Source organism: Starkeya nomas (assembly GCF_902703545.1).
In the GTDB taxonomy this organism is placed as follows: domain Bacteria; phylum Pseudomonadota; class Alphaproteobacteria; order Rhizobiales; family Xanthobacteraceae; genus Ancylobacter; species Ancylobacter moscoviensis.
In genome coordinates this window covers 3,673,907-3,698,011 of record NZ_CACSAS010000001.1, presented here as the reverse complement: position 1 = coordinate 3,698,011, position 24,105 = coordinate 3,673,907, and the positions used below count along the sequence as shown (strand labels likewise).

21 protein-coding genes are annotated in these 24,105 nt (G+C 68.9%); 11 read left to right on the top strand and 10 right to left on the bottom strand.

Annotation, left to right across the window (positions count from 1 at the left end):
* Nucleotides 1-53: 53 nt before the first annotated feature.
* Nucleotides 54-1,406: a polyhydroxyalkanoate depolymerase gene (locus STARVERO_RS17580; protein ID WP_144341567.1), complete on the bottom strand. Its 1,353-nt coding sequence runs from the start codon at nt 1,404-1,406 to the stop codon at nt 54-56.
* 184 nt (nt 1,407-1,590) lie between these two features.
* On the opposite strand from STARVERO_RS17580, the gene STARVERO_RS17575 reads away from it, so the two are divergent.
* From STARVERO_RS17575 to STARVERO_RS17550, 6 genes are all read left to right on the top strand, one after another.
* Entirely contained in the window at nt 1,591-2,976 is a 1,386-nt protein-coding gene (locus tag STARVERO_RS17575) for an ActS/PrrB/RegB family redox-sensitive histidine kinase (RefSeq protein WP_159600396.1), read from the top strand.
* Nucleotides 2,977-3,112: 136 nt separating this feature from the next.
* Nucleotides 3,113-3,661 carry an ActR/PrrA/RegA family redox response regulator transcription factor gene (locus STARVERO_RS17570; RefSeq protein ID WP_144341569.1) on the top strand — a complete coding sequence of 183 codons (549 nt, stop codon included), beginning with the start codon at nt 3,113-3,115 and terminating at the stop codon, nt 3,659-3,661.
* A gap of 129 nt (nt 3,662-3,790) precedes the next feature.
* On the top strand, nt 3,791-6,526 hold the full coding sequence (locus STARVERO_RS17565) for an HAD-IC family P-type ATPase (protein WP_159600394.1): 2,736 nt from the start codon (nt 3,791-3,793) through the stop codon (nt 6,524-6,526).
* A gap of 51 nt (nt 6,527-6,577) precedes the next feature.
* Entirely contained in the window at nt 6,578-8,008 is a 1,431-nt protein-coding gene (locus STARVERO_RS17560; protein ID WP_159600392.1) for an FAD-binding oxidoreductase, read from the top strand.
* Nucleotides 8,009-8,183: 175 nt separating this feature from the next.
* Nucleotides 8,184-9,647: a dihydropyrimidinase gene (hydA, locus tag STARVERO_RS17555; protein WP_144341572.1), complete on the top strand. Its 1,464-nt coding sequence runs from the start codon at nt 8,184-8,186 to the stop codon at nt 9,645-9,647.
* 8 nt (nt 9,648-9,655) lie between these two features.
* On the top strand, nt 9,656-10,180 hold the full coding sequence (locus tag STARVERO_RS17550) for an ureidoglycolate lyase (RefSeq protein ID WP_144341573.1): 525 nt from the start codon (nt 9,656-9,658) through the stop codon (nt 10,178-10,180).
* A 41-nt stretch (nt 10,181-10,221) separates the two neighbouring features.
* Here the strand turns inward: STARVERO_RS17550 and STARVERO_RS17545 are convergent, their stop codons facing one another.
* Complete coding sequence (locus tag STARVERO_RS17545; RefSeq protein ID WP_144341574.1) at nt 10,222-10,989, bottom strand: aspartate/glutamate racemase family protein; 768 nt, start codon at nt 10,987-10,989, stop codon at nt 10,222-10,224.
* Between the two features lie 10 nt (nt 10,990-10,999).
* On the bottom strand, nt 11,000-11,746 hold the full coding sequence (locus STARVERO_RS17540) for a GntR family transcriptional regulator (protein WP_144341575.1): 747 nt from the start codon (nt 11,744-11,746) through the stop codon (nt 11,000-11,002).
* Between the two features lie 580 nt (nt 11,747-12,326).
* Here STARVERO_RS17540 and STARVERO_RS17535 point away from each other — a divergent pair.
* The 5 genes from STARVERO_RS17535 (at nt 12,327) to STARVERO_RS17515 (ending at nt 17,581) form a co-directional block, all read left to right on the top strand.
* Complete coding sequence (locus tag STARVERO_RS17535; protein ID WP_159600390.1) at nt 12,327-13,385, top strand: ABC transporter substrate-binding protein; 1,059 nt, start codon at nt 12,327-12,329, stop codon at nt 13,383-13,385.
* Nucleotides 13,386-13,455: 70 nt separating this feature from the next.
* Nucleotides 13,456-14,382, top strand: coding sequence for an ABC transporter permease (locus tag STARVERO_RS17530; protein ID WP_144341577.1), 927 nt, complete (start codon nt 13,456-13,458; stop codon nt 14,380-14,382).
* A complete protein-coding gene (locus tag STARVERO_RS17525; protein ID WP_013169042.1) occupies nt 14,379-15,167 on the top strand; it encodes an ABC transporter ATP-binding protein in 789 nt (262 codons plus the stop codon). The genes STARVERO_RS17530 and STARVERO_RS17525 overlap by 4 nt, the downstream gene beginning before the upstream one ends.
* 6 nt (nt 15,168-15,173) lie before the next feature.
* The gene (locus STARVERO_RS17520; protein WP_159600388.1) at nt 15,174-16,052 is read left to right on the top strand and encodes a carbon-nitrogen hydrolase family protein; all 879 of its coding nucleotides are present in this window, start codon (nt 15,174-15,176) and stop codon (nt 16,050-16,052) included.
* Nucleotides 16,040-17,581 carry an amidohydrolase family protein gene (locus tag STARVERO_RS17515; protein WP_159600386.1) on the top strand — a complete coding sequence of 514 codons (1,542 nt, stop codon included), beginning with the start codon at nt 16,040-16,042 and terminating at the stop codon, nt 17,579-17,581. The genes STARVERO_RS17520 and STARVERO_RS17515 overlap by 13 nt, the downstream gene beginning before the upstream one ends.
* Nucleotides 17,582-17,633: 52 nt before the next feature.
* Here the strand turns inward: STARVERO_RS17515 and STARVERO_RS17510 are convergent, their stop codons facing one another.
* The 7 genes from STARVERO_RS17510 to STARVERO_RS17480 form a co-directional block, all read right to left on the bottom strand.
* Nucleotides 17,634-18,332, bottom strand: coding sequence for a maleate cis-trans isomerase family protein (locus STARVERO_RS17510; RefSeq protein WP_244616806.1), 699 nt, complete (start codon nt 18,330-18,332; stop codon nt 17,634-17,636).
* Nucleotides 18,333-18,520: 188 nt separating this feature from the next.
* Nucleotides 18,521-19,333 carry a glutamine amidotransferase gene (locus STARVERO_RS17505; RefSeq protein ID WP_159600382.1) on the bottom strand — a complete coding sequence of 271 codons (813 nt, stop codon included), beginning with the start codon at nt 19,331-19,333 and terminating at the stop codon, nt 18,521-18,523.
* An 81-nt stretch (nt 19,334-19,414) separates the two neighbouring features.
* Nucleotides 19,415-19,795 carry a winged helix-turn-helix domain-containing protein gene (locus STARVERO_RS17500; protein WP_159600380.1) on the bottom strand — a complete coding sequence of 127 codons (381 nt, stop codon included), beginning with the start codon at nt 19,793-19,795 and terminating at the stop codon, nt 19,415-19,417.
* Nucleotides 19,770-20,387, bottom strand: a complete 618-nt coding sequence (locus STARVERO_RS17495) for a DUF2478 domain-containing protein (protein WP_159600378.1) — start codon at nt 20,385-20,387, stop codon at nt 19,770-19,772. The genes STARVERO_RS17500 and STARVERO_RS17495 overlap by 26 nt, the downstream gene beginning before the upstream one ends.
* Before the next feature lie 99 nt (nt 20,388-20,486).
* Complete coding sequence (locus STARVERO_RS17490; protein WP_159600376.1) at nt 20,487-20,729, bottom strand: BON domain-containing protein; 243 nt, start codon at nt 20,727-20,729, stop codon at nt 20,487-20,489.
* Nucleotides 20,730-20,930: 201 nt separating this feature from the next.
* On the bottom strand, nt 20,931-22,175 hold the full coding sequence (locus STARVERO_RS17485) for a porin (RefSeq protein ID WP_244616805.1): 1,245 nt from the start codon (nt 22,173-22,175) through the stop codon (nt 20,931-20,933).
* Nucleotides 22,176-22,282: 107 nt separating this feature from the next.
* Complete coding sequence (locus STARVERO_RS17480; RefSeq protein ID WP_159600372.1) at nt 22,283-24,004, bottom strand: nitrilase-related carbon-nitrogen hydrolase; 1,722 nt, start codon at nt 24,002-24,004, stop codon at nt 22,283-22,285.
* Nucleotides 24,005-24,105: the final 101 nt, after the last annotated feature.

The following is a 24,105-nucleotide window of genomic DNA, read 5'->3' as shown; positions in this document are numbered from 1 at the left end:
TCACGCCGCCGCAAATCGGGCGTCTATTCTCGCCGTGCGTCCCGACGGCTGTCTCAACCCTGCCGATTGTGGCCTCTCCTCGGCCAGTTGTGCGTGAGCACGAAGTCGGCGATGCGCGGGGCGATCTCGGCGCGGAACCGCGAGCCGTTGAACACGCCGTAATGGCCGACGGTGGGCTGGAGGTAGTGCACCCTCATGTCGTCGGGCAGGTTCGTGCAGAGTCGCTGGGCGGCCTGCGTCTGCCCGACGCCGGAAATGTCGTCGTTCTCGCCCTCGACGGTGAGCAGCGCCACGTTGCGGATCTTCGAGAGATCGACCCTCTCGCCGCGATGGGTCAGCGTGCCGCGCGGCAGGGCATGGTCGATGAACACCGACTGCAACGTCTGAAGGTAGTACTCCGCCGGCAAATCCATGACGGAGAGATACTCGTCGTAGAATTCGCGGTGCTTGGCGGCGGAGTCGCCGTCGCCTTTCACCAGGTGGCCGAACATCTCGGCATGCGCCTGGAGATGACGCTCAAGGTTCATCGACACGAAGCCATGCAGTTGCAGGAAGCCGGGATAGACCTGCCGCATCACGCCGGGGTGGGGCCATGGAACGGTAGTGATGACGTTGCGGCGGAACCAGTCGATGCCGCGATCCTTGGCGAAATGGTTCACCGCCGTGGGGCTTTCGCGGGTGTCGATGGGGCCGCCCATCAGCACCATGGAGGCCGGCACGTTCGGGTCTTCCATGGCCTCCATGCGCGCCACGGCAGCGAGCACGGGCACGGCCGGCTGACACACCGCAAGCGCATGCACGCCGCCGCCCAGATGGCGGAACATCTCGATCACGTAGTCGATGTAATCGTCGAGATCGAAGCGGCCGGCGGCGGACGGCACGTCGCGCGCGTCCTCCCAGTCGGTGATGTAGATGTCATGGGTTGGCAGCAGCGTCTGGACGGTGCCGCGCAGTAGCGTCGCGTAGTGGCCAGAGAGTGGCGCGACGATCAGCATGCGGGGCTGCGGGCGGCGCGGTTGCTGGGGAAAGTCGCGCTTGAAGTGCAGTAGCCGACAGAAGGGGCGCTCCCACACGGTCTCGACCTCGACCGGCACATGGGTAGCGCCGACGACCGTCTCGGTGATGCCCCAGTCCGGCTTGCCGTAGCGCCGCGTCGCGCGCTCGAACAGCTCGCACGCCGCCGACATCGACTTGCCGAAGCCGGTATGGGCGAGCGGGTTGGCCGGGTTGCGATAGTAGAGCCGCCCCGCATCCGCCATGACCCGCAACGGGTCGAGGGCGGCGTGGCCCATCTCGAACATCCAGTAGAGCGGCTTGGACAACGCCGACGTCGTCTCGATCGTCGCCGCCGGCGTCTGTGCCGCTTCCGCCGCGTCCGGGACATCTCCGAATACGCCGATCGCCATGGCATGCCTCCTTCGCAGGGCCCGTCTCCGGTCGATTTTCTCGGGACGGCTTTCTTGTGCGTTGCAACATAAATAGGCTCTTTGACGGCAACGTCAACGAAGCCGCCGCTCTCGCCCTCTGGCGGCATCTGCGGCTATAGAGGTCGCTCGGGCGCCGGCAGGGCGTCGCGGACGGGGCAAATCCATGTCGCTCTCGCTCGACCATCCGATCGGCGAACGCTTTTTCGGGCTGCGGCTCGACACGCTGATCCGCTTGCGCTGGCTTGCTATTTCCGGCCAGACCCTCGCCATCGTCTTCGTGGAATGGGTGCTCGGCTTCTCGCTGCCCATCGGCGCCTGCCTTGCCGTGGTGGCGCTCTCCGCCTGGCTGAATCTCGCCCTGCGCCTGCGCAATCCCGGTGCGCGGCGGCTGTCGGACGCCGAGGCGGCATGGCTGCTGGCCTATGACATTCTCCAGCTCGCCGCGCTTCTGTTCCTCACCGGCGGACTCGCCAACCCCTTCGCGCTGCTCTTCCTTGCGCCCGTGCTGATCTCGGCGACCGCGCTGTCGCCGCGCACCACCGTGCTGCTCGGCGTGCTCGCGGCGGTCTGTGCCGCGCTGGTGGGGCTGTGGCAGATGCCGCTGCCGTGGGCCGGCAGCGGGCACCTCGTCGGCACCGCGCCGCTGCTGCCGCCGCTCTATCTCGTCGCCAACTGGCTGGCGCTGGCCATCGCCATCGCCTTCATGGGCGTGCATGCCTGGCGGGTGGCGGAAGAAACGCGCGAACTTTCCGAGGCGCTGGCCGCCACCGAGCTGGTGCTGGCGCGCGAGCAGCACCTCTCGGCGCTGGACGGCCTCGCCGCCGCGGCGGCCCATGAGCTCGGCACGCCCCTTGCCACCATCACCGTGGTGGCGAAGGAACTCGCGCGCTCGCTGCCGCCCGACAATCCGGTGAGCGACGACGTCCGTCTGGTGAGCGAACAGGCCGAGCGCTGCCGGGCCATCCTGCGCACGCTCACCAGCCTCGGCGCCGGCGACGCGCCTTTCGACCGCATGCCGATCTCGCACATCCTGGAGGATGTCGTCGCCCCGCACCGGAACTTCGGCATCACCATCGCGGTGACGCTGCCGGCGCGGGCGGCGGAAGGAAGCGACGAACCGATCATCGCCCGCAATCCCGGCCTGCTCTACGGCCTCGGCAACATCGTCGAGAACGCGGTCGATTTCGCCGAGAGCCGGGTGAACATCGTCGCCAACTGGACCGGCGAGGACGTGACCATCACCATCACGGATGACGGCCCCGGCTTCCCGCCCGAGCTGATCGACAGTATCGGCGCTCCCTATGTGACGAGCCGCGGCCGCCATCGCTGGCGGCGCGATGTCGAACCGGAGAGCGAGGAAGGGCAGCAGGGGCTCGGCCTGGGCGTGTTCATCGCCAAGACGCTGCTGGAACGGTCCGGCGCCGAGCTGGCCTTCGTCAACCGCCCGCCGCCCGCTCACGGGGCGTCGGTGAGCGTGCGCTGGCTGCGGCGGCTGATCGACATTTCCGGCGAGCGCGACGTCGTGGAAGAGGACACCACGAAGGCGTGATGACGCCGCCCTGTGACAATTTTGCTCTCGCGGCCTCACGCGTATAAACTTGCCGAAAAGTCGAATAAGCGGGCGCGTCGTCCGGGAGTGGCACTGGCCGCGATCGACCGGCGACCGGCATCTGGGAAGGCTCGAAATGCTCGATATCACCTCGGACCCGCAGGACCGCACGCTCCTGATCGTCGATGACGACCGGCCTTTCCTGCAGCGCCTCGCCCGCGCCATGGAAACACGTGGTTTCACCGTGACCACGGCGGAGACGGTTGCCGACGGGCTCGCCAGCGTGGAGGGCAGCGCGCCCGCCTTCGCGGTGGTCGACATGCGGCTCGGCGACGGCAACGGCCTCGATGTCATCTCGGCGCTGAAGCGCCGCCGCCCCGAGGCGCGCGGCATCATCCTCACCGGCTACGGCAATATCGCCACGGCGGTGAACGCGGTGAAGATGGGGGCGGTCGATTATCTGGCGAAGCCCGCCGATGCCGACGACATCTGCGCCGCCCTGAACGCGCAGGGCGACTACAAGCCCCAGCTTCCGGAAAACCCGATGTCGGCCGACCGGGTACGCTGGGAGCATATCCAGCGCGTCTACGAGCTGTGCGGGCGCAACGTGTCGGAAACCGCCCGCCGCCTGTCCATGCATCGCCGCACGCTCCAGCGTATCCTCGCCAAGCGCGCGCCGCGCTGAGGGAGCCGCGCGCCTGTCAGTGGAGGCGCCGCAACCTGCGGAGCGGAATAGGGAAAAGTCCGGTAGGCGGGAGAGCATCGCGCCTTTAGGTTGGAGCCTCACGCAACGTCAGACGAGCGCCCCGGACCGATGACCGTCGATGCCGTTTCGCAAAACGTTCCGCCCGCCACCGTCACCGACCCCGCCGATCCCGCCGCCCGTTCCGACTGGCACGCCCTCCCTCACGAGGAGGTGGCTGGCCGGCTCGGTGTCACCGCCACCGGCCTGAGCGCCGGCGAGGCGCAGCTCCGCCTGGAGCGGCACGGACCCAATGCGTTGCCCGAGACGCCCGGCCGGCATCCGCTCCTGCGCTTCCTCGCGCAGTTCAACAGCGCGCTGATTTATTTCCTGCTGGCCGGCGCGACCGCCGCCCTCATCCTCGGCCATGGCGTCGATGCGGGCGTGATCATCGCCGTCGTGCTCATCAACGCCCTTGTCGGCTTCGTGCAGGAAGGCAAGGCCGAACAGGCGCTGCGCGCCATACGCAACATGATCTCGCCGCACGCCAATGTGCTGCGCGACAGCCGGCGCATCAGCGTGGAGGCACGCGATCTGGTGCCGGGGGACATCGTGCTGCTGGAGGCCGGCGACCGCGTGCCGGCGGATACGCGGCTCATCCGCGCGCGCGGCATGTTGATCGACGAGGCCATTCTCACCGGCGAGTCGGTGGCGGCGGCCAAGCGCGAGGAGCCCGCCCCGGCGGAGGCGGCGCTCGGCGACCGTCATTCCATGGCGTTCTCGGGCACCACGGTGGCGGCCGGGCAGGGGGCGGGGATCGTCGTTTCCACCGGACCGCACACCCAGATCGGCCGCATCGGCCGGCTCATCGCCGAAGTGGAGCCGCTGGCCACCCCGTTGCTGCGCCAGGTCGACGCCTTCGCCCGCCGCTTCACCTGGACGGCGATCATCGGCGCGCTCGTGCTGTTCCTGTTCGCCGTGGCGGCGCGCGACTATGGCTGGACCGACGCCTTGATGGCCGTGGTGGCGCTGGCCGTCGGCGTGGTGCCGGAAGGACTGCCGGCGGTCATCACCATCACGCTGGCCATCGGCGTGCGGCGCATGGCGCGGCGCAACGCCGTCATCCGCCGGCTGCCGGCGGTGGAAACGCTCGGCGCGACCTCGGTCATCTGCTCGGACAAGACCGGCACGCTGACCCGCAACGAGATGACGGCCCGCCGGCTGATCGTTCCCATGCCCGCCGGCCCGGCCGCGATCGAGGTGTCGGGCACCGGATACTCGCCCGAGGGCGAGCTGAGCTGGCCGCGGCCCGGCGCACCGTCCGAAGCGGCGCAGGACCTGCTGCGCTGCGGGCTGCTGTGCAACGACGCGCACCTCCACAACGAAGCCGGCGTGTGGCGGGTCGAGGGCGACCCGATGGAAGGGGCGCTGGTGTCGCTCGCGGTCAAGGCGGGGCTGAGCCCGGCGCTGGAGCGCGGCGCCTGGGCGCGGCGGGACGAGATCCCCTTCGACGCGGCCTATCGCTTCATGGCGAGCCTGCATCAGGGGCCGCAGGGAGAAGCGGTCATCTTCGTGAAGGGCGCGCCGGAGGAGGTGCTCGCCCTTTGCCCGGCCCCCGGCGAGGGCTGGAACGACGCCATCGCGCAGGCGGCCGCCGAGGGCGAGCGGGTGCTCGGCTTCGCCATGAAGCGGCTCGCGGAGGCGCCGGCTCGGCTCGGCTTCGACGATGTGCGGCAAGGTTTCGTCTTTCTCGGCCTCGTCGGCTTCATCGATCCGCCGCGCCCCGAGGCGGTGGCGGCCATCGCCGAGTGCCGCACCGCCGGCATCGGCGTGAAGATGATCACCGGCGACCACGGCGCCACCGCTGGCGCCATTGCCCGCCAGCTCGGCCTTGCCGAGGAGCCGGTCGTCGTTACCGGCGCCGAGGTCGACGCGGCCTCCGACGAGGACCTCGTCGGCATCGCCGCCCGCACCTCGGTGTTCGCCCGCACCAGCCCGGAGAACAAGCTCCGCATCGTGCGGGCGCTGCAGTCCACCGGCGCGGTGGTGGCGATGACCGGCGACGGGGTGAACGACGCGCCCTCGCTCAAGCAGGCCGATGTCGGCATCGCCATGGGCCGCAAGGGCACGGAGGCGGCCAAGCAGGCCGCCGAGGTGGTGCTGCTCGACGACAATTTCGCCTCCATCGTCGCGGCGGTGAAGGAGGGGCGCACCGTCTACGACAACATCCGCAAGATGATCGCCTGGACGCTGCCGACCAATGGCGGCGAGGTGCTGGCCGTCATCGCCGCCATCATCGTCGGTAGCATCATGCCGATGTCGCCGGCCCAGATCCTCTGGATCAACCTCATCCTCACCGTCACCCTCGGCCTCGCGCTGGCTTTCGAGCCGACCGAGCCGGGCATCATGGACCGCCCGCCGCGCGCGGCCGGGGCGGCGCTGCTGTCGCGCTTCATGCTGTGGCGCGTGATCTTCGTCTCCGTGCTGTTCATGCTGGCGGCCTTCGCCATGTTCGCGCTGTCCATGGCGCGCGGGCAGGGGGTGGAGATGGCGCGCACCATCGTGGTCAACACCATCGTGGTGATGGAGATCTTCTACCTGTTCAACGTGCGCTTCCTGCACATGAGCTCCATCACCTGGCGGGGCGCGCTGGGCACCCCGGCGGTGCTGCTGGCGCTGGCGGCGGTGGTCGCGGGGCAGTTCGCCTTCACCTACCTGCCGATGATGCAGGAGATCTTCGACACCCGCCCCGTCGCCTTCCTCGACGGCGTGATGATCGTCGGCGTCGGCGTGCTGCTGATGATCGTGCTGGAGGTGGAGAAGGCGCTGCTCCGGCGCCTCGGCGTGTTTTCCGCCGAGGAGATGTGAGGGGGCGTCCGGGCGTGATAAAGCGCGTGTCGGGCCAAGGAGAAACGTGACATGCCTGACACCGCGATGCTGCAGCGCCTGCGTGAAACGCTCGGCGAGGCGGGCGTGCTGACCGATCCGGAGCGGCTGGCGCCCTATCTCGTCGACCATCGCGATCTGGTGCGGGGCAAGGCGCCGGCGGTGCTGCGGCCGTCCTCCGTCGCGCAGGTGCAGGCGATCATGCGCCTTGCCGCCGAATACCGGGTCGGCATCGTGCCGCAGGCCGGCAACACCAGCTACTGCGCGGGCGCCACGCCGGACGCCTCCGGCGGGCAGTTCGTGCTGAGCCTCGAGCGGCTGGACAAGGTGCGCGCGGTCGATCCGCTCGATGCCGCCATCTCGGTCGATTCCGGCGTCATCCTCCAGCGTGCGCAGGAAGCGGCGGCGGCCGCGGGCCTGTATCTGCCGCTCAGCCTCGGTTCGGAGGGCTCCTGCCGGATCGGCGGCGTCATCGGCACCAATGCCGGCGGGCTCTCGGTGCTGCGCTACGGGATGACGCGCGACCTCGTCCTCGGGCTGGAGGTCGTGCTGGCGGACGGCACGCTGGTTTCCGACATGAAGAAGCTGCGCAAGAACAACACCGGTTACGACATCCGGCAGAACTTCATCGGCGCGGAAGGCACGCTCGGGGTCGTCACCGGGGCCGTGCTCAAGCTCATTCCCGTCCCGCACCGGCGGGCCACCGCCTGGGTGGAGCTGACGGCCGGGGCGCCGCTGCCCGAGATGCTGGCGCTGGTGCGGCGCGAGAGCAGCGATCTCGTCTCTTCCTTCGAGTTCATCACGGCGCGCTCGCTGGCGCTGGTCTCCGGCGCCGACGGCCGGCTGAAGAGCGGCAGCGGCGGCGTCATCCTCGTCGAGCTCTCCTCCTCCTCGCAGCACCTGCCGATCGAGGAACTGCTGGAAGGCGTGATGGGCGAGGTGGTGGAGGCGGGCTGGGCGGAGGACGTCATCATCGCCCAGACCGAAGCGCAGCGCGCCGATATGTGGCGCATCCGCGAGACCATTCCCGAGGGCGAGAAGCACTTCGGCGGTTCGGTGAAGCACGACATCTCGGTGCCGCTTGGCCGCACGGTGGACTTCCTCGCCGCCGGCGGCGCGGCGGTCGCCGCCTATGACCCGGCGCTCGAGCTGTCGGTCTACGGCCATGTCGGCGACGGCAATTTGCACTACAACGTGCTCGTTCCGCCGGGCGAGGACCGGCTCGCCTTCACCGACCGGATCGGCCGCGAACTGGCGCCGGCGCTCTACGACATCGCCATCGGCATGGGCGGCACCTTCAGCGCCGAGCACGGGGTCGGCCGCCTGAAGCGCGGCCTGCTCCAGCACTATGCCGATCCCGGCCGCTACCGGGTGCTGCGCGGCATCAAGGGCCTGTTCGATCCGCATGGCGTGATGAACCCCGGCGCCATGGTCGACCCGGCCGAGGGCCTGATCGCCGACTGAGCCGGGCCCTCGCCCGGTTTCGCCAAGCGATTGGCGGGACTGCCTATTTCATGGGCGTGGCGGCCAGAATTTGGAGTTGCGGGGCCGGCGGGGGCGGACGATCCTGCCGCAACACCAGATGGCGCGTGGCCGGCACTCCTTCCCCGCTTCCTCTGCCCGGATGCGAGGTTCCCCCATGAGCGAATTCGATACGGTCATCCGCGGCGGCACTGTCGTCACCGCTGCCGACACGGTGCGCGCCGATGTCGGCATCCGCGACGGGCGCATCGTGGCGGTGGCGCAGACGCTGACCGGCGGAAGCAGGCAGATCGACGCTTCCGGTCTGCTGGTCATGCCGGGCGGCATCGACAGCCATGTCCATCTCGCCCAGCCGTCCGGCGAGGCCGTGATGGCCGACGGGTTCGAGAGCGGGACGCGCTCGGCCATCGCCGGGGGCAACACCACCGTCATCCCTTTCGCCCTGCAGCCGCGCGGTGCGAGCCTGCGCCAGAGCGTGATGGACTATCATCGCGAGGCCGAGGGGCGGGCCTATTGCGACTATGGCTTCCATCTCATCATCTCCGACCCCACCGCCAGCGTGCTGGGGCAGGAGCTGCCGGCGCTGGTGGAGGATGGCTACACCTCCTTCAAGGTCTTCATGACCTATGACGACCTGGTGCTGAACGACCGCGAGCTGCTCGAGGTGTTCGACTGCGCGCGCGGCTGCGGCGCGCTCGTCATGGTTCACTGCGAAGGCTACGACGCCATCCGCTTCATGACCGAGAAGCTGGAGCGCGCCGGCAGGACGGCGCCTTTCTTTCACGGCGCGTCGCGGCCGCAATCGGTGGAGCGCGAGGCGACGCACCGGGCCATCAGCCATGCGGAGCTGACCGACGTGCCGATCATGATCGTGCACGTCTCCGGCCGCGAGCCGATGGAGCAGATCCGCTGGGCACAGCACAAGGGCCTGCGCGTCTATGGCGAAACCTGCCCGCAATATGTGGCGCTCACCGAGGAGGACATGAAGGGCCTCAACATGGATGAGAGCGGCGGAAAATATGTCTGCTCGCCGCCGCCACGGGGCCCGGCGGACTGGGAGGCGATCTGGGAAGGCATTCGCACCGGGGTGTTCCAGACCTTCTCCTCCGACCATTGCCCGTTCCGCTACGCGAGCGAGACGGGCAAGCTGAACCCGAAGGGGCGGACCTCCTTCCGCTGGGTGCCGAACGGGATCCCCGGCGTGGAGACGCGGCTGCCCATCCTGTTCTCCAAGGGGGTCGTCGAAGGGCGCATCACGCTCAACCAGTTCGTGGCGCTGACATCCACGAACCATGCGAGGATGTACGGGCTCTATCCGCGCAAGGGCTCGGTGGCGCCCGGCTTCGACGCCGATCTGGTGCTGTGGGACCCGAACCGGCGCGAGACGATCCGCCAGAGCCTGCTGCATCACGGCGCCGACTACACGCCCTATGAGGGGCTGGCCGTGACCGGCTGGCCGGTGATGACGCTGCTGCGCGGCAAGGTGGTGGCGGAAGAAGGCAGGATTCTCGGCGCGCCCGGCGATGGCGGCTTCCTCAGGCGCGAGCGTTCGCCCTACGCCCTGCCGGCGGGAGCCGCCGCGCCCCGCCCGCTGAATGGGGCGATGCCGGCTGGAGCTTGAGAACCGCAATGATCCGAGCGAAGGGGGAGGGCGCCCCGGAAGTCCCGCCATTGCCGGTTTCCACGCCGCTTTTCCGCCCTTACGGCGATGTCGTCCGCCTCGGTGACGCCGCGCCGAGGCCGGTCAATGCGGGCACGGCACGGCGGCATGACGTCGCCGATTTCGGCTCGGACGAGCGGCGGGGCAGCCGGCTGATCGTCTCGGTCTTCGAGGCCGAACCGCAGCGCCTGCCGCGCGCGGTCCGCCTGCTGGAGCGCCATCCCTGTTCCCGGCAGGCCATCATCCCTCTGGGAGAGGCGGCCTTCGCCTTTCTCGCCGCCCTTTCAGGTTTGGACGAGCGGCCGGACATGGCGACGCTGCAGGCGTTCCACTGCCCGCCGGGCAGTGGCGTCATCTACGGCCGGGGCGTCTGGCACAGCCCGATCATCGGCCTGCATCGCACCGGGCTCTTCCTCGTCCAGTCCTGGCAGGACGGCACGGCGACGGATTGCGAGGAGGTCGCCATTCCCGCCCACATCGTCACCGTCGTGTGAGATGGAGTTCCGATGCGGCCTTGCAGGTCACTGTGCTGCGGTCACTGCGCGGCGGTGGCGAGCGTGTCGAGATGCTCGATGCGGGCCGCGAGCGCCGGGCTGAGGCCGCTGGTGGCCTTGGCCGGCGGCCGGCTGAAGGTGCCGGCGGCGGCCTTGCGCGGGGCCAGCGTCACCAGCGCCTCCGCCATCTTCACCGCGGCGACGATCGGATCGACCAGCGGCACGGGAACCTGCGCGCGCAGGCGCGGCGCCAGCCCCGCCAGCGGCGCGCCGCCGAGGATGACGACATCCGCGCCATCCAGCTCGACGGCCTCGCGGGCCAGCTCCGCGATGGCCTGTTCCTTCTCGGCCTGCACATTCTCGATAGCCGAGAAGGCGAGGCTGCGGGCCCGGATGCCGGCGCAGCGCGCGCCGAGCCGATAGGTGTCCACCGTGTCGAGATACCAGTTGGCCATCGTCGTGGTGAAGGTGACGATGCCGAATTTCTGGCCGAGGGTGCAGGCGGTCAGCATCGCCGCCTCGGCCATGCCGATTACCGGCAGGTCGAACAGCTCGCGCGCCGGCAGCAGGCCGGGATCGCCGAAGGCGGCGAGGATCGCGGCATCATAGTCCCGGTGATGATCGGCCAGCATTTCCAGCGTGATCGCGCCGCCGAGCTGCGCTTCCGCCCGCGAGGCGATGTAGGGCACGCCGCGCGGGGCCGTCAGCCCGACCAGCTCCGTGCCGTCCGCGACAGCGGGACGTGCGGCGGCGAGCAGCATCTGCGTCACCGCCTCGGTGGTATTGGGATTGAGCACCAGAATGCGCAAGATGGCCCCCTCAGGCGGCGTCGCCGGCGACGGCGCTTGCGGCGAGCAGCGCCAGAACACCCGTTCCCGTATGCATGACATGGGCGGCGAGAAGCCGCCCGGCGGTTTCCGGTTCGCGCGCTTCCAGCGCGGCGAGGATGTCCCTGTGCTCCTGGATGGATTCCACCCAGCGCGCGTGCCGGCCCAGCGCGAAATAGCGCGCGCGCTCGGCGCGGGCGAACAGCCAGCGGTGCATCTCCACCAGCGTGGCGTTGCGGGCGCCGGCGAGGATGGCGCTGTGAATGGCCTGGTTGACCGCGAAATAGGCGGCGAGGTCGCCCTCGCCGTAGTAGCGCTCCATGGTCTCCTGCATCTGCCGCAGGGATGAGAGCTCCGTCGCCGTCAGCCGGAGGGCGGCGTATTCGGCGGCGATCCGCTCGACATTGCCCAGTGCTTCGAACAGATCGGTGACGTGGCTCGCATCCATGGGCGCGACGCGGGCGCTGCGGTTGGGGCGCAGTTCCACCAGTCCCTGCGCGGCGAGCATCTTGACCGCCTCGCGCAGCGGCGTGCGGGAAATGCCGAGAACCTCGCAAAGCTCGGCTTCTACTATCGGGGCGCCGCCTGGAAGCTTGCCGGTGACGATCATGCTGCGCAATTGACGCGCGGCGCGCTCGTGCAGGCCGGCGCGCGGAAGGCGTTCCGTGCCGGCGGCGTCCGCGGGCCGGGGCTTGCGCGGGCGCCCTCTTTTTCTCGGGATGTCCGACTGTTCCGTCACCGCTCGATCCTACCATGCCCGCCGGCTGCGGATAGCGGCTCAGGCGCTGCAATTATAATCACATTATGCCTTTATCATAGCCTATTAGAGTAAATTGTATTCAACATACAAAAAATTGTTGCGTGGCCTTCGGGGGCGGCTTTTACTTCCCTCCCGCGAACCGCTGGAAGGTTTTGAAAGAGGGTGCTCGTGTCGGGGCGCTTCGGGATTTGTCTTGCCGGGGCGCTGTCGGAAGAATGGGGGGGCGGCATTTCCGGTCGTGCCGTCGGTCGCGTTGGGTGACGGTGCAGATCAAGTAGGCCGGTGGTCATCGGCATATTTTTTAGTCAAACGGCAGAGTTCGTGACGTTTATTTGCGCTTTCTAGGCCGTATTTGCCGAGTATAGTTGCGGCTGTTTTCGCCGCACCGTTGGTGTAGCGCAGGGCGAAAATGCTCTTTCGGGTTGGCGTGCCCATCATCGTGATCCCGTCCGCGGATCCCGCTGTTGCGGCACCAGGCCGTGACGGCTGATCCGGCGGTTCGACAACGATCGGGCCGGCAGGATGGGGTCGTATCGGTTCTCAAGATCCGGAGGGGATCATGTGTGATCGTGACGGCACCTTCTTTCGTAATTTCTCGCGCCGCAGCTTCCTGAAATCGTCCGTGGCCGGCGCCGCGGCGACCATCGCGCTGCCGGCGTCGCTCGCCGGCCTTCTGGCGCCGACCGCGGCCCGTGCCGCCAACACCACCATCAAGGCGACGCACGGCTCCGGCTTCTGCAACATGGGCATCTTCCTCGCCAAGGAGCGGGAGCTGACCAAGGCGGACGGCGTCGACCTGGAATTCGTGGTCACCCCGTCCAACACCGAGATCACCACCATGTTCGGCGCCGGGCTCGTCGATATGTCGATGATCCCCTATTCGAACTTCCTGACGCTCTACGATGCCGGCGCGCCGGTGAAGATCGTCGCCGGCGGCGGCGTCGAGGGCTGCATCATCGTCGCCAAGGAAGGAATCAATTCCGCGGCGGATCTGAAGGGCAAGACCTTCGGTACCTTCCAGGCCGATACGCTGGAAGTTCTTCCCTATGATTACCTGAAGAAGGCCGGGCTTTCCTTCAAGGACGTCGAGATCAAGTATCTCGACACCTCCCCGGAGCTGGCCCAGGCCTTCATGGCGGGCGCCATCGACGCGATCTGCCACATCGAGCCCTACGCCTCGCAATGCGTGCTCGGCCGCAAGGGGGCGACGGTCCTCTCCAACGGCACGGACGTCTACGGCAAGGGCTATTCGGACTGCGTGCTGGCCGTGCGCACGCCGCTGCTCGAGAGCAACCCGGCGGCGGTGAAGGCGGTCATCAAGGCGCTGTTCGTCGCCCAGTCGCAGGCGGAGGCGGACAAGAGCGCCGCGCTCAAGGACACGGTCGGCAAGTACTACAAGACCAGCATGGAGGCGGCCATCGACGCGTCCAGCAAGCAGCCGATCGTCGTCGACCAGCGCAGCCAGACGCAGTTCATCATCGACCGCGGCAATTCCATGAAGGAGCTCGGCTACGTCAAGAAGCTGCCCAACCAGGGCGCCTTCGACTGGAGCCTGATGGAGGCCGTGATCGCCGAGAACAAGGCGCTCTATGACGGGCTGAAGCTCAAGTCCGTCTGACGCATCGCCGCCGCCCGACCGTGCCGTGCGCGGCCGGGCGGCCGTCTGCCTGCAACCTCGGAAGGACGCCATGACGATGAGCGCAGATGCCGGCCGCACCGGCCTCGGCGAGGCCGCGCCCGCCCGCGGGGGAGCGCCGCTCGATCCGCCCGGATTCTCGCTGTCGCCGGCCTGGCGCCGGCGCCTTTCCACCCTCGTCTGGGGCGTGGTCTCGGTCGGCCTGTTCGCCGGCATCTGGGAGGGGCTGTGGGCGCTCGGCTATGCCGATCCGCTGCTGCTGCCGCCCCCGCATCTCTTCCTCGCCGACATTCCCGGCACGCTGCAGTTCTTCGACCGTTCCAACCGCGTCGGCTCGGTGGCGACGGGAGGCGGGGTGGGGGCGCTGCTCATCACCATGGCCTGGACGACGATGCGGGTGGTCGTCGGTCTGGCGCTCGGCTTCGCCTGCGGCGTCGCGGTGGGCGCGACGATCCACTACGTGAAGTTCCTGCGCAACCTGCTGCTGCCGACCATCCTGCTGCTGGCGCCGATCTCGCCGGTGGCCTGGCTGCCGGTGGCGATCTTCGTCTTCGGCATCGGCGACGTGCCGGCAATCTTCCTCGTCTTCATCACGGTGTTCTTCGCCATCGTGCTCTCGACCGGCGCGCAGATCGAAAGCGTGCCGAAGAACTACATCCATGTCGCCCGCATCATGGGGGCGAGCCAGCGCCAGACCTTCTGGAAGGTCATCCTCCCGGCGATCCTGCCGAGCCTGTTCATGACGCTGCGGCTGAACCTGTTCGCGGCCTGGATGGTGGTGCTGATCGCCGAGACGGTCGGCGTCGGCACGGGCCTCGGCCAGATCACCTCCATGGCGCGCTCGACCTTCAACGCCAAGCTGGTCTTCTTCACCATGGCGATCATCGGCCTGCTCGGCTTCCTCTCGGACTTCGCGCTGCGCCAGGTCCAGCGCCGGATGCTCTGGTGGATCGCCCCGAACCAGGGAGGCGCGCGATGACCCGCCCCGCCGTTTCGATCCAGTCGGTCTCCAAGCGCTGGACGCCGGAAGGCCGCGCGCCCGTGCAGGCCCTGAGCGACCTCACCTTCGACGTCGCACCGGGCGAGTTCATCGTCCTGCTCGGCCCTTCGGGCTGCGGCAAGTCCACCCTGCTCTACATGATCGCGGGACTGGAAGAGGTCTCCGGCGGACGCATCGCCTGCGACGGCGAGCCCGTCACCGAGCCTTCCGCCGAACGGGGCCTCATCTTTCAGGAAGCCTCGCTCTTTCCGTGGCTGACCATCGCCGACAACGTCGCCTTCGGGCTTTCCGTCCAGCATGTCCAGCCGGTCCGCCGGCGGGAGATCGCGGTGGAGATGCTCAAGCGCGTCGGCCTGGGCGACATGCTCGACAAGAAGCCCGACGAGCTCTCCGGCGGCATGCGCCAGCGCGCCGCCTGCGCCCGGGCGCTGGCCATGCGGCCGAAGGTGCTGATGATGGACGAGCCCTTCGCGGCGCTCGACGTGCAGACGCGGGCGCGCATGCAGGACTTCCTGCTGCAGATCTGGCGCGACAGCGGGGCCTCGATCCTGCTCGTCACCCATTCGATCGACGAGGCGATCTCGCTGGCCGACCGCGTGGTGGTGTTCACCGCCCGTCCCGGCCGGGTGAAGACCATCGTGCCGATCGACCTGCCGCGCCCGCGGGAAAGCCGCGATCCGCGCTACCACGCCTATCGCGACATGTTCGCCGAGCTGCTCGCGGACGAGGTGGACCGCGCCTTCGCCGAACAGGAAGCGGTGTAGCCTGCCATGAACCGCGTGCTCACCGTCGCTGCCGTGCCCATCGGGCCGGCCGGCCGCGATCCCGCGCCGCAATGGCGGGAGGCGGAGGCCGGCATCGCCGCCGCCGCCCGTGCCGGCGCGATGCTTGCCGTTCTGCCCGAGCTGTTCGCCCATCCCTATGTAGCCGGCGAAGCACCGGAGGCATGGGCCGATCTGGCGGAGGCCGAGGGCGGACCCACGGTCTCGCGGATGCGCGATGTCGCGACGACGCACGGCATCGCCGTGCTGTTCGGGCTGGCGCTCCGCCATGACGAGGGGCTGCCCTGCAACGCGGCGCTGCTTGCCCATGCGGACGGCCGGATCGAACGGGCCGCCGTCAAGGTCCACCTGCCGCCCGCGGGCACGGACGAGCGTTTCGGCGAGGCGGATCACTTCGCGCCCGGTCCGCCGGAGATCGGCTCGGTAGCGATCGGCTCGGTAGCGATCGGCGCGCTGCGGGTGGCGACGCTCGTCTGCTACGACCGCCGCTTTCCCGAATGCTGGCGCGCCGCGGCCGCCTCGGGCGCGGATCTGGTGGCGGTTCTCGTGGGAGGGCCGGCGCCGGGCGACCCGGAGGGGCTTTTCGCCGCCGAGCTTCAGGCGAGCGCCCGCGCCAACGCCGTCTATGCGCTTGCCGCCGCGCGCTACGGCACCGAGACGGTTTCCGGCCGCCCGGTGAACCATGACGGCGAGACCCTCGCCTTCGGCCCGGACGGGGATTTCATCGCCGGCCTGCCGCAAGGCGACGCCCGGCCGCTCCTTCTTTCCATCGACCCGGAGCGCATCGCCCGCGCCCGGCAGACCAATGCCACGGCACGGCGCCTGCGCCTGCCCTTACAGTCCAAGGAAGCATCATGGCTGAACTGATCGTCCAGGCCCGCTGGGTCGTCACCGGCATCAAGGATCGCTCTACGCCGATCGTCATCGAGGACGGCGCGGTGCTGTCGCGTGACGGCGTGATCGTCGCGACGGGCGCGCTGGAGGAGATGCAGAAGCTCGCCCCGACGGCCGAGACCCGCAAGTACCCCGACCATGCCATGCTGCCGGGCTTCGTCAACAGCCATCACCATGTCGGCATGACGCCCCTCCAGCTCGGCTCGCCCGACCATGCGCTGGAACTGTGGTTCGCCAGCCGCCTGCCGGCGCGGCGGCTCGACCTGACGCTCGACACGCTCTACTCGGCCTTCGAGATGATCGCTTCCGGCATCACCACGGTGCAGCACATCCATGGCTGGATGCCGGGCGGCTATGAGGCGATCCACGGCGCGGCGAGCAAGGTGCTGGGCGCCTATCGCGCGCTCGGCATGCGCGCCTCCTACTGCTACGCGGTGCGCGAGCAGAACCGCCTCGTCTACGAGGCCGACGAGGATTTCTGCGCCCGGCTGCCGGCGGAACTCGGCGATAAGCTCGCCCGGCACCTGAAGGCGCAGGCCATGCCCTTCGACGATTTCCTCAAGCTGTTCGACCAGCTCACGGCCGAGAACGCCGGCCAGAGCCTCACCCGCATCCAGCTGGCGCCGGCGAACCTGCACTGGTGCACGGATGAGGGGCTTCAGGCGCTCGACGCCAAGGCGAAGGCGGCCGGCGTGCCGATGCACATGCATCTGCTGGAGACGATCTACCAGAAGGAATATGCCCGCCGCCGCACCGGCAAGACGGCGCTGCGCCATCTCCACGATCTCGGGGTGCTCGGCCCGCACATGACGCTCGGCCACGGCGTGTGGCTGAACGAGGAGGATATCGACATCGTCGCCGACACCGGCACCTGCATCTGCCACAACTGCTCCTCCAACTTCCGCCTGCGCTCGGGCCTTGCCCCGCTCAACAGGTGGGAGGCGAAGGGCATCAATGTCGGCATGGGGCTCGACGAGGCGGGCATCAACGACGACCGCGACATGCTCTCCGAACTGCGCCTCGCGCTGCGCGTACATCGCGTGCCGGGCATGGAGGACGCGGACGTGCCGACCTGCCCGCAGGTGGTGAAGATGGCGACCGAGGCGGGCGCCATGACCACCGCCTTCGGCGCCTCCATCGGCCGGCTCGACGAGGGGCGATTCTTCGACGCGGCGCTGATCAGCTGGACCAAGGCGACCTATCCCTTCCAGGATCCTGATATCCCGATGCTCGACGCGCTGGTGCAGCGCGCCAAGACCGGGGCGGTCGACGCGGTCTTCATCAATGGCGAGGTCGTCTACGAGGACGGGCGCTTCACCAAGGTTGATCGCGACGCGGTGCTGGCGGAGATCGCCGATACGCTCGCCACGCCGCGCAGCGCCGACGAAGTTGCCCGTCGGGAACTCGGCCTCGCCGTGTTCCCCCATGTGAAGAAGTTCTACGAGGGCTATCTGCCCGAGGCCGAACCGACCCCCTTCTACGCGAATTCGGCCAGGATTTAACCTTCGAAGAGCCGGCGCGGGCGTGGTCCCGCGCCGGCCTCATCCGCATCGCTCAGAGGGCGAACGGCCCGCCCCAAGGACGCAGCGCCGACGGGTCGCGTCCCGCGAGGGCAAGGCACTTCCATAGCGTCACCGCGATGGAATCGAGCACGGGAACGCCCAGTTCGCGTTCCAGCACCGGGGCGATGGCCGCGCCCTTCACATTGGTGCAGACGATCGCCACGGCCTCGCAGCCCTCCTCGGCCACCTGCCGCGCCATCGCGCTGACCGTTTCCTCACCGACCTCCGCGAAGGAGAAATTGTCCTTCAGGCCGAGATGGCGCTCGGTCGCGCAATCGAAGCCGGCCGCCTGCCAATTGGCGCGGATGCGCTGCTGCACGTCCGCCAGATAGGGCGTGACGAGGCCGATGCGGCGGAAGCCGTGCGTCTCGAACAGCTCCCGGAAGGCGAGCACGGCGGTGCAGGCGGGGATGCCGGTGCGTTCCGTGATGGCGGCGCACAGGGCCTCGTCGCGCTCGAAGCCGAGCCAGGCGGCGGAGGTGCCGTTCCAGCCGATGACATCGATGCGGGCATCGGCCAGCAGCTCGGCGGCCGGCAGGATGGCGGAAAAATCGAACTGGTTCAGCGCACCTTCCGACAGCGCGATCTCGGTGACGCGGAAGCGGGAGAAGTGAGCGGAGATACCGGGAGTGCGGGCAAGCATGCGCGCCGTGAGCGGCTCGAGCGCCGTGTTCGACGAGGGCGTGAGCATGCCGAGGCGTGTATATGCGGCGGGTGGAAGGGAAGACACGGGGAGGACCTCGAGGAAGGACGGCATGGGGGCGTGAGGCCGCCGTGAACAGGCGACACTTAGCCGGCCTCGTAATCGATGCAATCGACGTGCCGCCCGCGCGAGGCGCGTGCCCGGAATCGATGCCGGGGAGAGGCTCTGCGGCTTCTTCAGGAGAGAATGGCGCCCGCCATCCGGGGCACGATTCCGCTCGACCGGCCTTCCCCGATGCCGGCGACGGCTGGCTGTTCTTCGGGGAAGAGTTCGGCCAACCATCCCTCGAAGATGTCGTCCGCGAGCTGGCGGGCCCGTTCGGCCTCGGCCCGCCCGTCCCGGCGCAGGCGCTTGAGATCGATGCCGGCGGCGTTCAGTTCCACCGCGTGGCCGACATACCATTCCTCGAGGCCACGGGCGTCGGCCTCGATGTGAAACTGCAGCGCCAGCCCGGTCGTGCCATGGGAGAAGGCCTGGTTCGCATATTGCGCATTGAAGGCGAGGCGGCGCGCACCGGGCGGCAGGTCGAAGCTGTCGCCGTGCCAGTGCAGCACCTTCGCGCCCGGCCGGTCGAGCGGGGCCAGCGGCGAACGAAGACCGTCCGGCGTGAGCGAGACCTCGCCCCAGCCGATCTCCTTCACATGCCCGGCGAAGACGCGTCCGCCGAGCGCCGCGGCCATGAGCTGGGCGCCGAGGCAGATCCCCAGCACCGGCTTGCCGCGCGCGAGGCGGCGCTCGATCAGGTGCATCTCGCTGGAGAGGAAGCGGTAGGTCGTCATGTCCGCGACGCCGATCGGGCCGCCGAGCACGATGACGAGATCGGCGTCGCGGATGGAGCGGTGGGAAAGCTGGTCGGTGCTGGCTTCGCAATAGGCGATGTCCCATCCGCGCGCGTCGAGCGTGCGGGCGAGCGTGCCCAGATCCTCGAAGGCGACATGGCGGATCGCGACGACGGAGCGCCGCCGTTCGGGCCGGTATCTTCCGCTCATCCGCATGGTCGCCTCATCGCTATATTCAAACATATATAGCGACGAATATAGCTGCGGGTGCAAGTCCGATCTGTCGCCGTTTCAGCCGGTGCGGACCGGGAGGCCTTCCCGGGCGGCCAGCGATCCCCTGGGCGTGTTTGCCTGCAGCGCGTCCAGATGCGGCCGGACGGCAGCGGCGGCGAGCTGCTCGATCTCGCGGTAGCGGGCGATCAGCTCCTCGCCGAAGGGCGTCAGCCGCGCGCCGCCGCCATGCCTGCCGCCGGCCTGCGAGGTGACGACCGGCTGATCGAAGATGCGGCCGAGTTCGTCCACCAGATCCCAGGCCCGCTTGTAGGACATGTCCATCGCCCGGCCCGCGGCCGAGATCGAGCCGGTGCGGGCGATGGCTTCCAGCAGGGCGATCTTGCCGGGCCCGACGCGGCCGTCCGGATCGAGGTCAATGCGGATCGACAGCGAGGCCATGGTCCCGTGTGGCGTTGACGGGGCGCGGCGGTCGCGGCCCGTGGAGTGTGCCCGCCAGCAAGCCTTCTGAAGGCGGCGAGGTCAAATCCGGTCTCACGGTTTGCCACCAATCCTCGATTTCAGCCGCATCCGGCCGGGCGAACGTCGCGAGATCGCCGGCGAACCGGACCCAGCCGGCCGTGTAGATCGGCGCGACGGCGGTGAGGATGGGGATGCCACGCTCGATGGCACGTCCGAAGGCGTCGACGAGGCCGCTGCGCGTCGATTCCAGTTTGCCGAACTTGGCGAGCACCAGAACGTCGCAGCCATCGGCCAGCGCATTGGTCACGGCCTGACAGGCGGTGGCCACGCCGGCGCCGTCGAGGTGGCAGGAATCCGAACGACGCCCGAGGTCCTGGGCGATCGGGTAGCCCCGGCCGCTGCGCAGATCCTGCAGCGCATGGCCGGCACATCTGGGGCCGTCGGTTGCGTCGGTGACTTCCACAAGTCCGGCGATCCGACAGCCTTCTACGCGGCGTCGGGCGGCGAAGGCCGCGAGCGCGGCCTGGATGACGGCGCGCGGCCCACCTTGCAAGGCGAGGATCAGGCTCATGCGGCAGCCCCTTCGCGCCGGCGCTCAGTTATATCAAAGAAAATATAGCTGAATACCGGACCCGGTCTCAACCGGCACCCCGCGCTTTCCGCTGCTGCTTTAATGCAGCACGAAGACGGGGCGGCTGAAGTGAGGGTCAACCTTGAGCTGGTTGACGACGGTGAAACCGCCGGCGAGGCGGCTGATCGTCTGCTCGATCCCGATCTGCGTGCAGCGCGAGCGGACCCGGCCGGTGAGCATGATGATGCGCTTTTCCGGCGAGAGGCGGATATCGACGTCGGCGCGTTCGCCGTCATGCTCGATCGCCTCGATGAGACGCCGGTGGAGTTCCTTTTCCTGCATCGCATCCTCCTGTCGGAGTTGGGATCGACATGACCCATGTCCGCACGACAGGGTCAGGCAAGGTCGCATCAAGCAAATGACAGGTTGTGCTCGCGCGCATTGATCTGCCGCAAGTAGTGACGGCGCGGGGGGGCGAGAGAATCCGGGGGCGGATCGCGCAGGGCCGCGCGGAAGACAACGCCTTACTCGGCTCGGGCGCTCTCAGAAGGTGGCGGCAACCATCAGCAGCACCTCATGCGCCTCCTGCGAGGCGACGGGCAAGCCGTTGCCGGTCGGGCGATAGTCGTCCGCCCGATAGAGGTTGTAATCATATTGCAGGGTGACGGCGAGGGGAGCGACTGGCGTCCAGGTCAGGTTGGCGCCGACATTGACGTTGGTCACCCCGCTGGCGCCATAGGCGGTGCGGGCCACGGGATCGTCGATGTCGAAGCGGCCCATGCCGCCGAAGAATGCGGAGTTCCACCGGTCGTTCCAGTTGTGCAGATACTGGGTGACGGCGCTCCAGCCGCGCACTTTCGACAGGCCGCCGTCGGCGCGGACGAAGGCGTCCGGCGCCGAGAAGTCGCCGCTTGCATCGATGAGGCCGAGATAGGACACCGCGCCGTCCGCGTAGGCGGCCTGGAGATAGAGCGTGTCGCCTTTGGCGATGACAGGCAGGTTGAACATCACGCCGCCCTGCACGGCATAACCCCAGTCGTCCGTCGTGCGGCCGAGGCCGGCCTGCGTGCTCGCCGCGCCGATCTGGTGCAGCGCGCCGGATAGCAGGAAGGAGCCCCAATCGCCGCTCTGGCCGAAGGTGGCCACGATCTCCGGCAGGCGCGCCGTCGCGCCGTATGCTTCCTCCGGGTCGGCGGATGCGGGGCTGGCGGGCAGCAGGCCGGCGTCGCGCGCGGAAGAATCCTCCAGCGAGACCTGCGCCGCGAAGCCGTTGCCGAGCTTCCATGTGTAGCCGACGAGGCCGATCTGCGTCTCGTCGCCGATGGTGGCGGGGTCGGTGCCGAGCACATCGGCATTGGCGTAGAAGTCGAAGAAGGACTGGAGGTAGCCGAAGGTGAAGCCGGCGAAGTCGATGTGCATGTCCCACGGCTGGAAGTCGGCGCCCGCCGGCCCGTCCGACCAGGGATCGGCGGAGCGCCAGATCATGCGCGCCTCCATATGCGAGCGCAGCGGGCCGTAATCGGTGGCGGTGCGTGCGTCGACCTGCAGGCCGAAGGTCGAAACCCAGTAGGTCCGGTCGTTCTGGCGCGGGTAGTCCGTGTAGCTGTTGTAATAGCTCTCGGTCCAGAGATAGCCGCCGATGCGCAGGCAGGTATCGGTGCCGGGGACGTAGTAGAAGCCCGGGCCTTCCGCCTGGCACTGCCGGGCGGCGGTACGGGACAGGGAAGACGGGGGATCGGCGGCGAAGGCCGCCGGGGGCAGCATGCCCAGCGCGGCGGCCAGCCCCATTCCCGCAATTCTCATCCGTATCCCCCTGCCGGACATCCGCCGCCCGGCCACGCAAATCACCCGGGGATACTACCGGGGCGGCCGGGCGAACGGAACGCCGGAGGATGTCAGCGGATCAGCGGCTGGTAGTGATGCGGCAGGCGCATCGTCACCAGATCCTTGCGCCGCACCACGTTGGTCGGGTAGCGGCTGTCGAGGTTCGAGGTGTCGATGTCGCAGGCGATGACGCCTTCGCCCTCGCCGAGAATGGCCTCGCGGCGGGGGAACTCGAAGGTGTCCGGCCCGAAGACACCGCTCTTGCCGCTATAGCCGGCTGCCGGATCGAGCACGTTGGCGAAGGCGAGGTGCACGTTGTTCTCGCCGGCACGGGCGCGCATCAGGTGCCAGTGATGCGGATCGGCGCCGGTCGGAATCGGGTAGTTCTGCGCCACCGCGCTGCCCGCATGCGAATTTGTTAGCCGGCTGCGCAGCGCGGCGGGGGCGAGAATCAGGTCGCAGCCGCGCAGCGCGAGCACGCGGCCGGATTCGGGAAAAGCGGCGTCATGGCCGATCAGCAGGCCGATCCTGCCGAATTTGGTGTCGAAAACACCCCATTCGTCGCCCGGTTGCGCCCAGTTGTGATCGGTCGCATCGAGGTGGGTCTTGCGGTAGCGGCCGATGACGCCCTGTGGGCCGACCAGCACCGCGCTGTTGTAGAGCGTGCCTGCGTCATCCTCGGCGAGGCCGGCGGCGATGTGGAGGTCGTGCCGGGCGGCGATGGCGACGAGCTTCGCCACGGCGGGGCCGTCGAGCGGCACCGCGCCCGGCGCGTCGAGGCCGGTGACGGCGCGCTCGGGGAACACGACGAGCTCCGCGCCCTCCTCGCGCGCGGCCTTCACCGCGAGTTCCTCGATGCGGGCGAGGTTCGCCTCCACGTCGCCGCCCGGCGCGAACTGCGCGACGGCGATGCGCGAGCGGCGGCCCGGCGGCAGCGGGCGGTGGCCGTAAAGGGTGAAGAAGTCGAGCGGGTTCCACAGATAGGTGTTGGTCGGCAGCTCCATGTAGAGCTCCGGCCGGCGCTGCTCGAACACCTTCTCGCCGAGCACGCGGCGGGCGCGGGCGCGTTCGAGGTCGAGCTCGGCATAGGCGACGCCGTCGCCCGCGTCGATCACCGCCTCGATGGCGCCGTCCGGCCCGATGACGCAGCTGCCGCCGGAGAACTGCACGGTGCGCTCCAGCCCCCAGCGGTTGGCCTCGATGAGGTAGCAGCTGTTCTCGACGGCACGGGTGATCCAGTAGGGGGCCGGGGTGCGCTCGGCCAGCCAGTTGGAGATGTGGCAGATGATGTCGGCGCCGGCCAGCCCGACAAGGCGGGCGGTTTCGACGAAGTGGATGTCCATGCACACCAGCATGGCGATGCGGCCGATGGGCGTCTCGAACACCTGATGGCCGAGATCGCCCGGCGCCGACCATTTCGGCTCGGCGATGTAGGGGTGCGTCTTGCGGTGAGTGCCGACGACGCCCTCGGGGCCGACCAGCACGCCGACATTGTAATAGAGGTTGGTCGTGGGATCGACCTCGGGCATGCCGACGACGATGTAGCAATCATGCGCGCGCGCCACGTCGGCGAAGCGGTCGGTGGTGGGGCCGGGGATCGGCTCGACGAAGGGCGCGACCTCGGCGCGGTCGACCCAGCAATAGCCGGTGGTGCCCATCTCCGGCGTCACGATGAGCTTCGCGCCGGCCTCCGCGGCCTCGGTGACCATCTCGATCAGGCGCGCGATGTTGCGCTCCTTCTCGAACATGGTGGGCTCGAACTGGACGGTGGCGACCTTGAGCGGCTTCGTCATCGGCTCTCTCCGGACGGAAGGGGGCGTTCGGCGCCCGCACGGTCAGGCGGTCGCGCCGGGAATGGGGTGTCAGGCGGTCTGCGGGGCGAGGCCCGGCGGGT

Bases quoted from the DNA above. Each gene is read 5' to 3' on its own strand.
- hydA (WP_144341572.1), top strand. From the start codon at position 8,184: ATGAGCGAATTCGATACGGTCATCCGCGGCGGCACTGTCGTCACCGCT.
- STARVERO_RS17510 (WP_244616806.1), bottom strand. From the start codon at position 18,332: ATGCTCACGCCCTCGTCGAACACGGCGCTCGAGCCGCTCACGGCGCGC.
- STARVERO_RS17530 (WP_144341577.1), top strand. From the start codon at position 13,456: ATGACGATGAGCGCAGATGCCGGCCGCACCGGCCTCGGCGAGGCCGCG.
- STARVERO_RS17505 (WP_159600382.1), bottom strand. From the start codon at position 19,333: ATGAGCGGAAGATACCGGCCCGAACGGCGGCGCTCCGTCGTCGCGATC.
- STARVERO_RS17500 (WP_159600380.1), bottom strand. From the start codon at position 19,795: ATGGCCTCGCTGTCGATCCGCATTGACCTCGATCCGGACGGCCGCGTC.
- STARVERO_RS17485 (WP_244616805.1), bottom strand. From the start codon at position 22,175: ATGGGGCTGGCCGCCGCGCTGGGCATGCTGCCCCCGGCGGCCTTCGCC.
- STARVERO_RS17535 (WP_159600390.1), top strand. From the start codon at position 12,327: ATGTGTGATCGTGACGGCACCTTCTTTCGTAATTTCTCGCGCCGCAGC.
- STARVERO_RS17490 (WP_159600376.1), bottom strand. From the start codon at position 20,729: ATGCAGGAAAAGGAACTCCACCGGCGTCTCATCGAGGCGATCGAGCAT.
- STARVERO_RS17570 (WP_144341569.1), top strand. From the start codon at position 3,113: ATGCTCGATATCACCTCGGACCCGCAGGACCGCACGCTCCTGATCGTC.
- STARVERO_RS17560 (WP_159600392.1), top strand. From the start codon at position 6,578: ATGCCTGACACCGCGATGCTGCAGCGCCTGCGTGAAACGCTCGGCGAG.
- STARVERO_RS17480 (WP_159600372.1), bottom strand. From the start codon at position 24,004: ATGACGAAGCCGCTCAAGGTCGCCACCGTCCAGTTCGAGCCCACCATG.
- STARVERO_RS17520 (WP_159600388.1), top strand. From the start codon at position 15,174: ATGAACCGCGTGCTCACCGTCGCTGCCGTGCCCATCGGGCCGGCCGGC.
- STARVERO_RS17550 (WP_144341573.1), top strand. From the start codon at position 9,656: ATGATCCGAGCGAAGGGGGAGGGCGCCCCGGAAGTCCCGCCATTGCCG.
- STARVERO_RS17495 (WP_159600378.1), bottom strand. From the start codon at position 20,387: ATGAGCCTGATCCTCGCCTTGCAAGGTGGGCCGCGCGCCGTCATCCAG.
- STARVERO_RS17575 (WP_159600396.1), top strand. From the start codon at position 1,591: ATGTCGCTCTCGCTCGACCATCCGATCGGCGAACGCTTTTTCGGGCTG.
- STARVERO_RS17565 (WP_159600394.1), top strand. From the start codon at position 3,791: ATGACCGTCGATGCCGTTTCGCAAAACGTTCCGCCCGCCACCGTCACC.
- STARVERO_RS17515 (WP_159600386.1), top strand. From the start codon at position 16,040: ATGGCTGAACTGATCGTCCAGGCCCGCTGGGTCGTCACCGGCATCAAG.
- STARVERO_RS17580 (WP_144341567.1), bottom strand. From the start codon at position 1,406: ATGGCGATCGGCGTATTCGGAGATGTCCCGGACGCGGCGGAAGCGGCA.
- STARVERO_RS17525 (WP_013169042.1), top strand. From the start codon at position 14,379: ATGACCCGCCCCGCCGTTTCGATCCAGTCGGTCTCCAAGCGCTGGACG.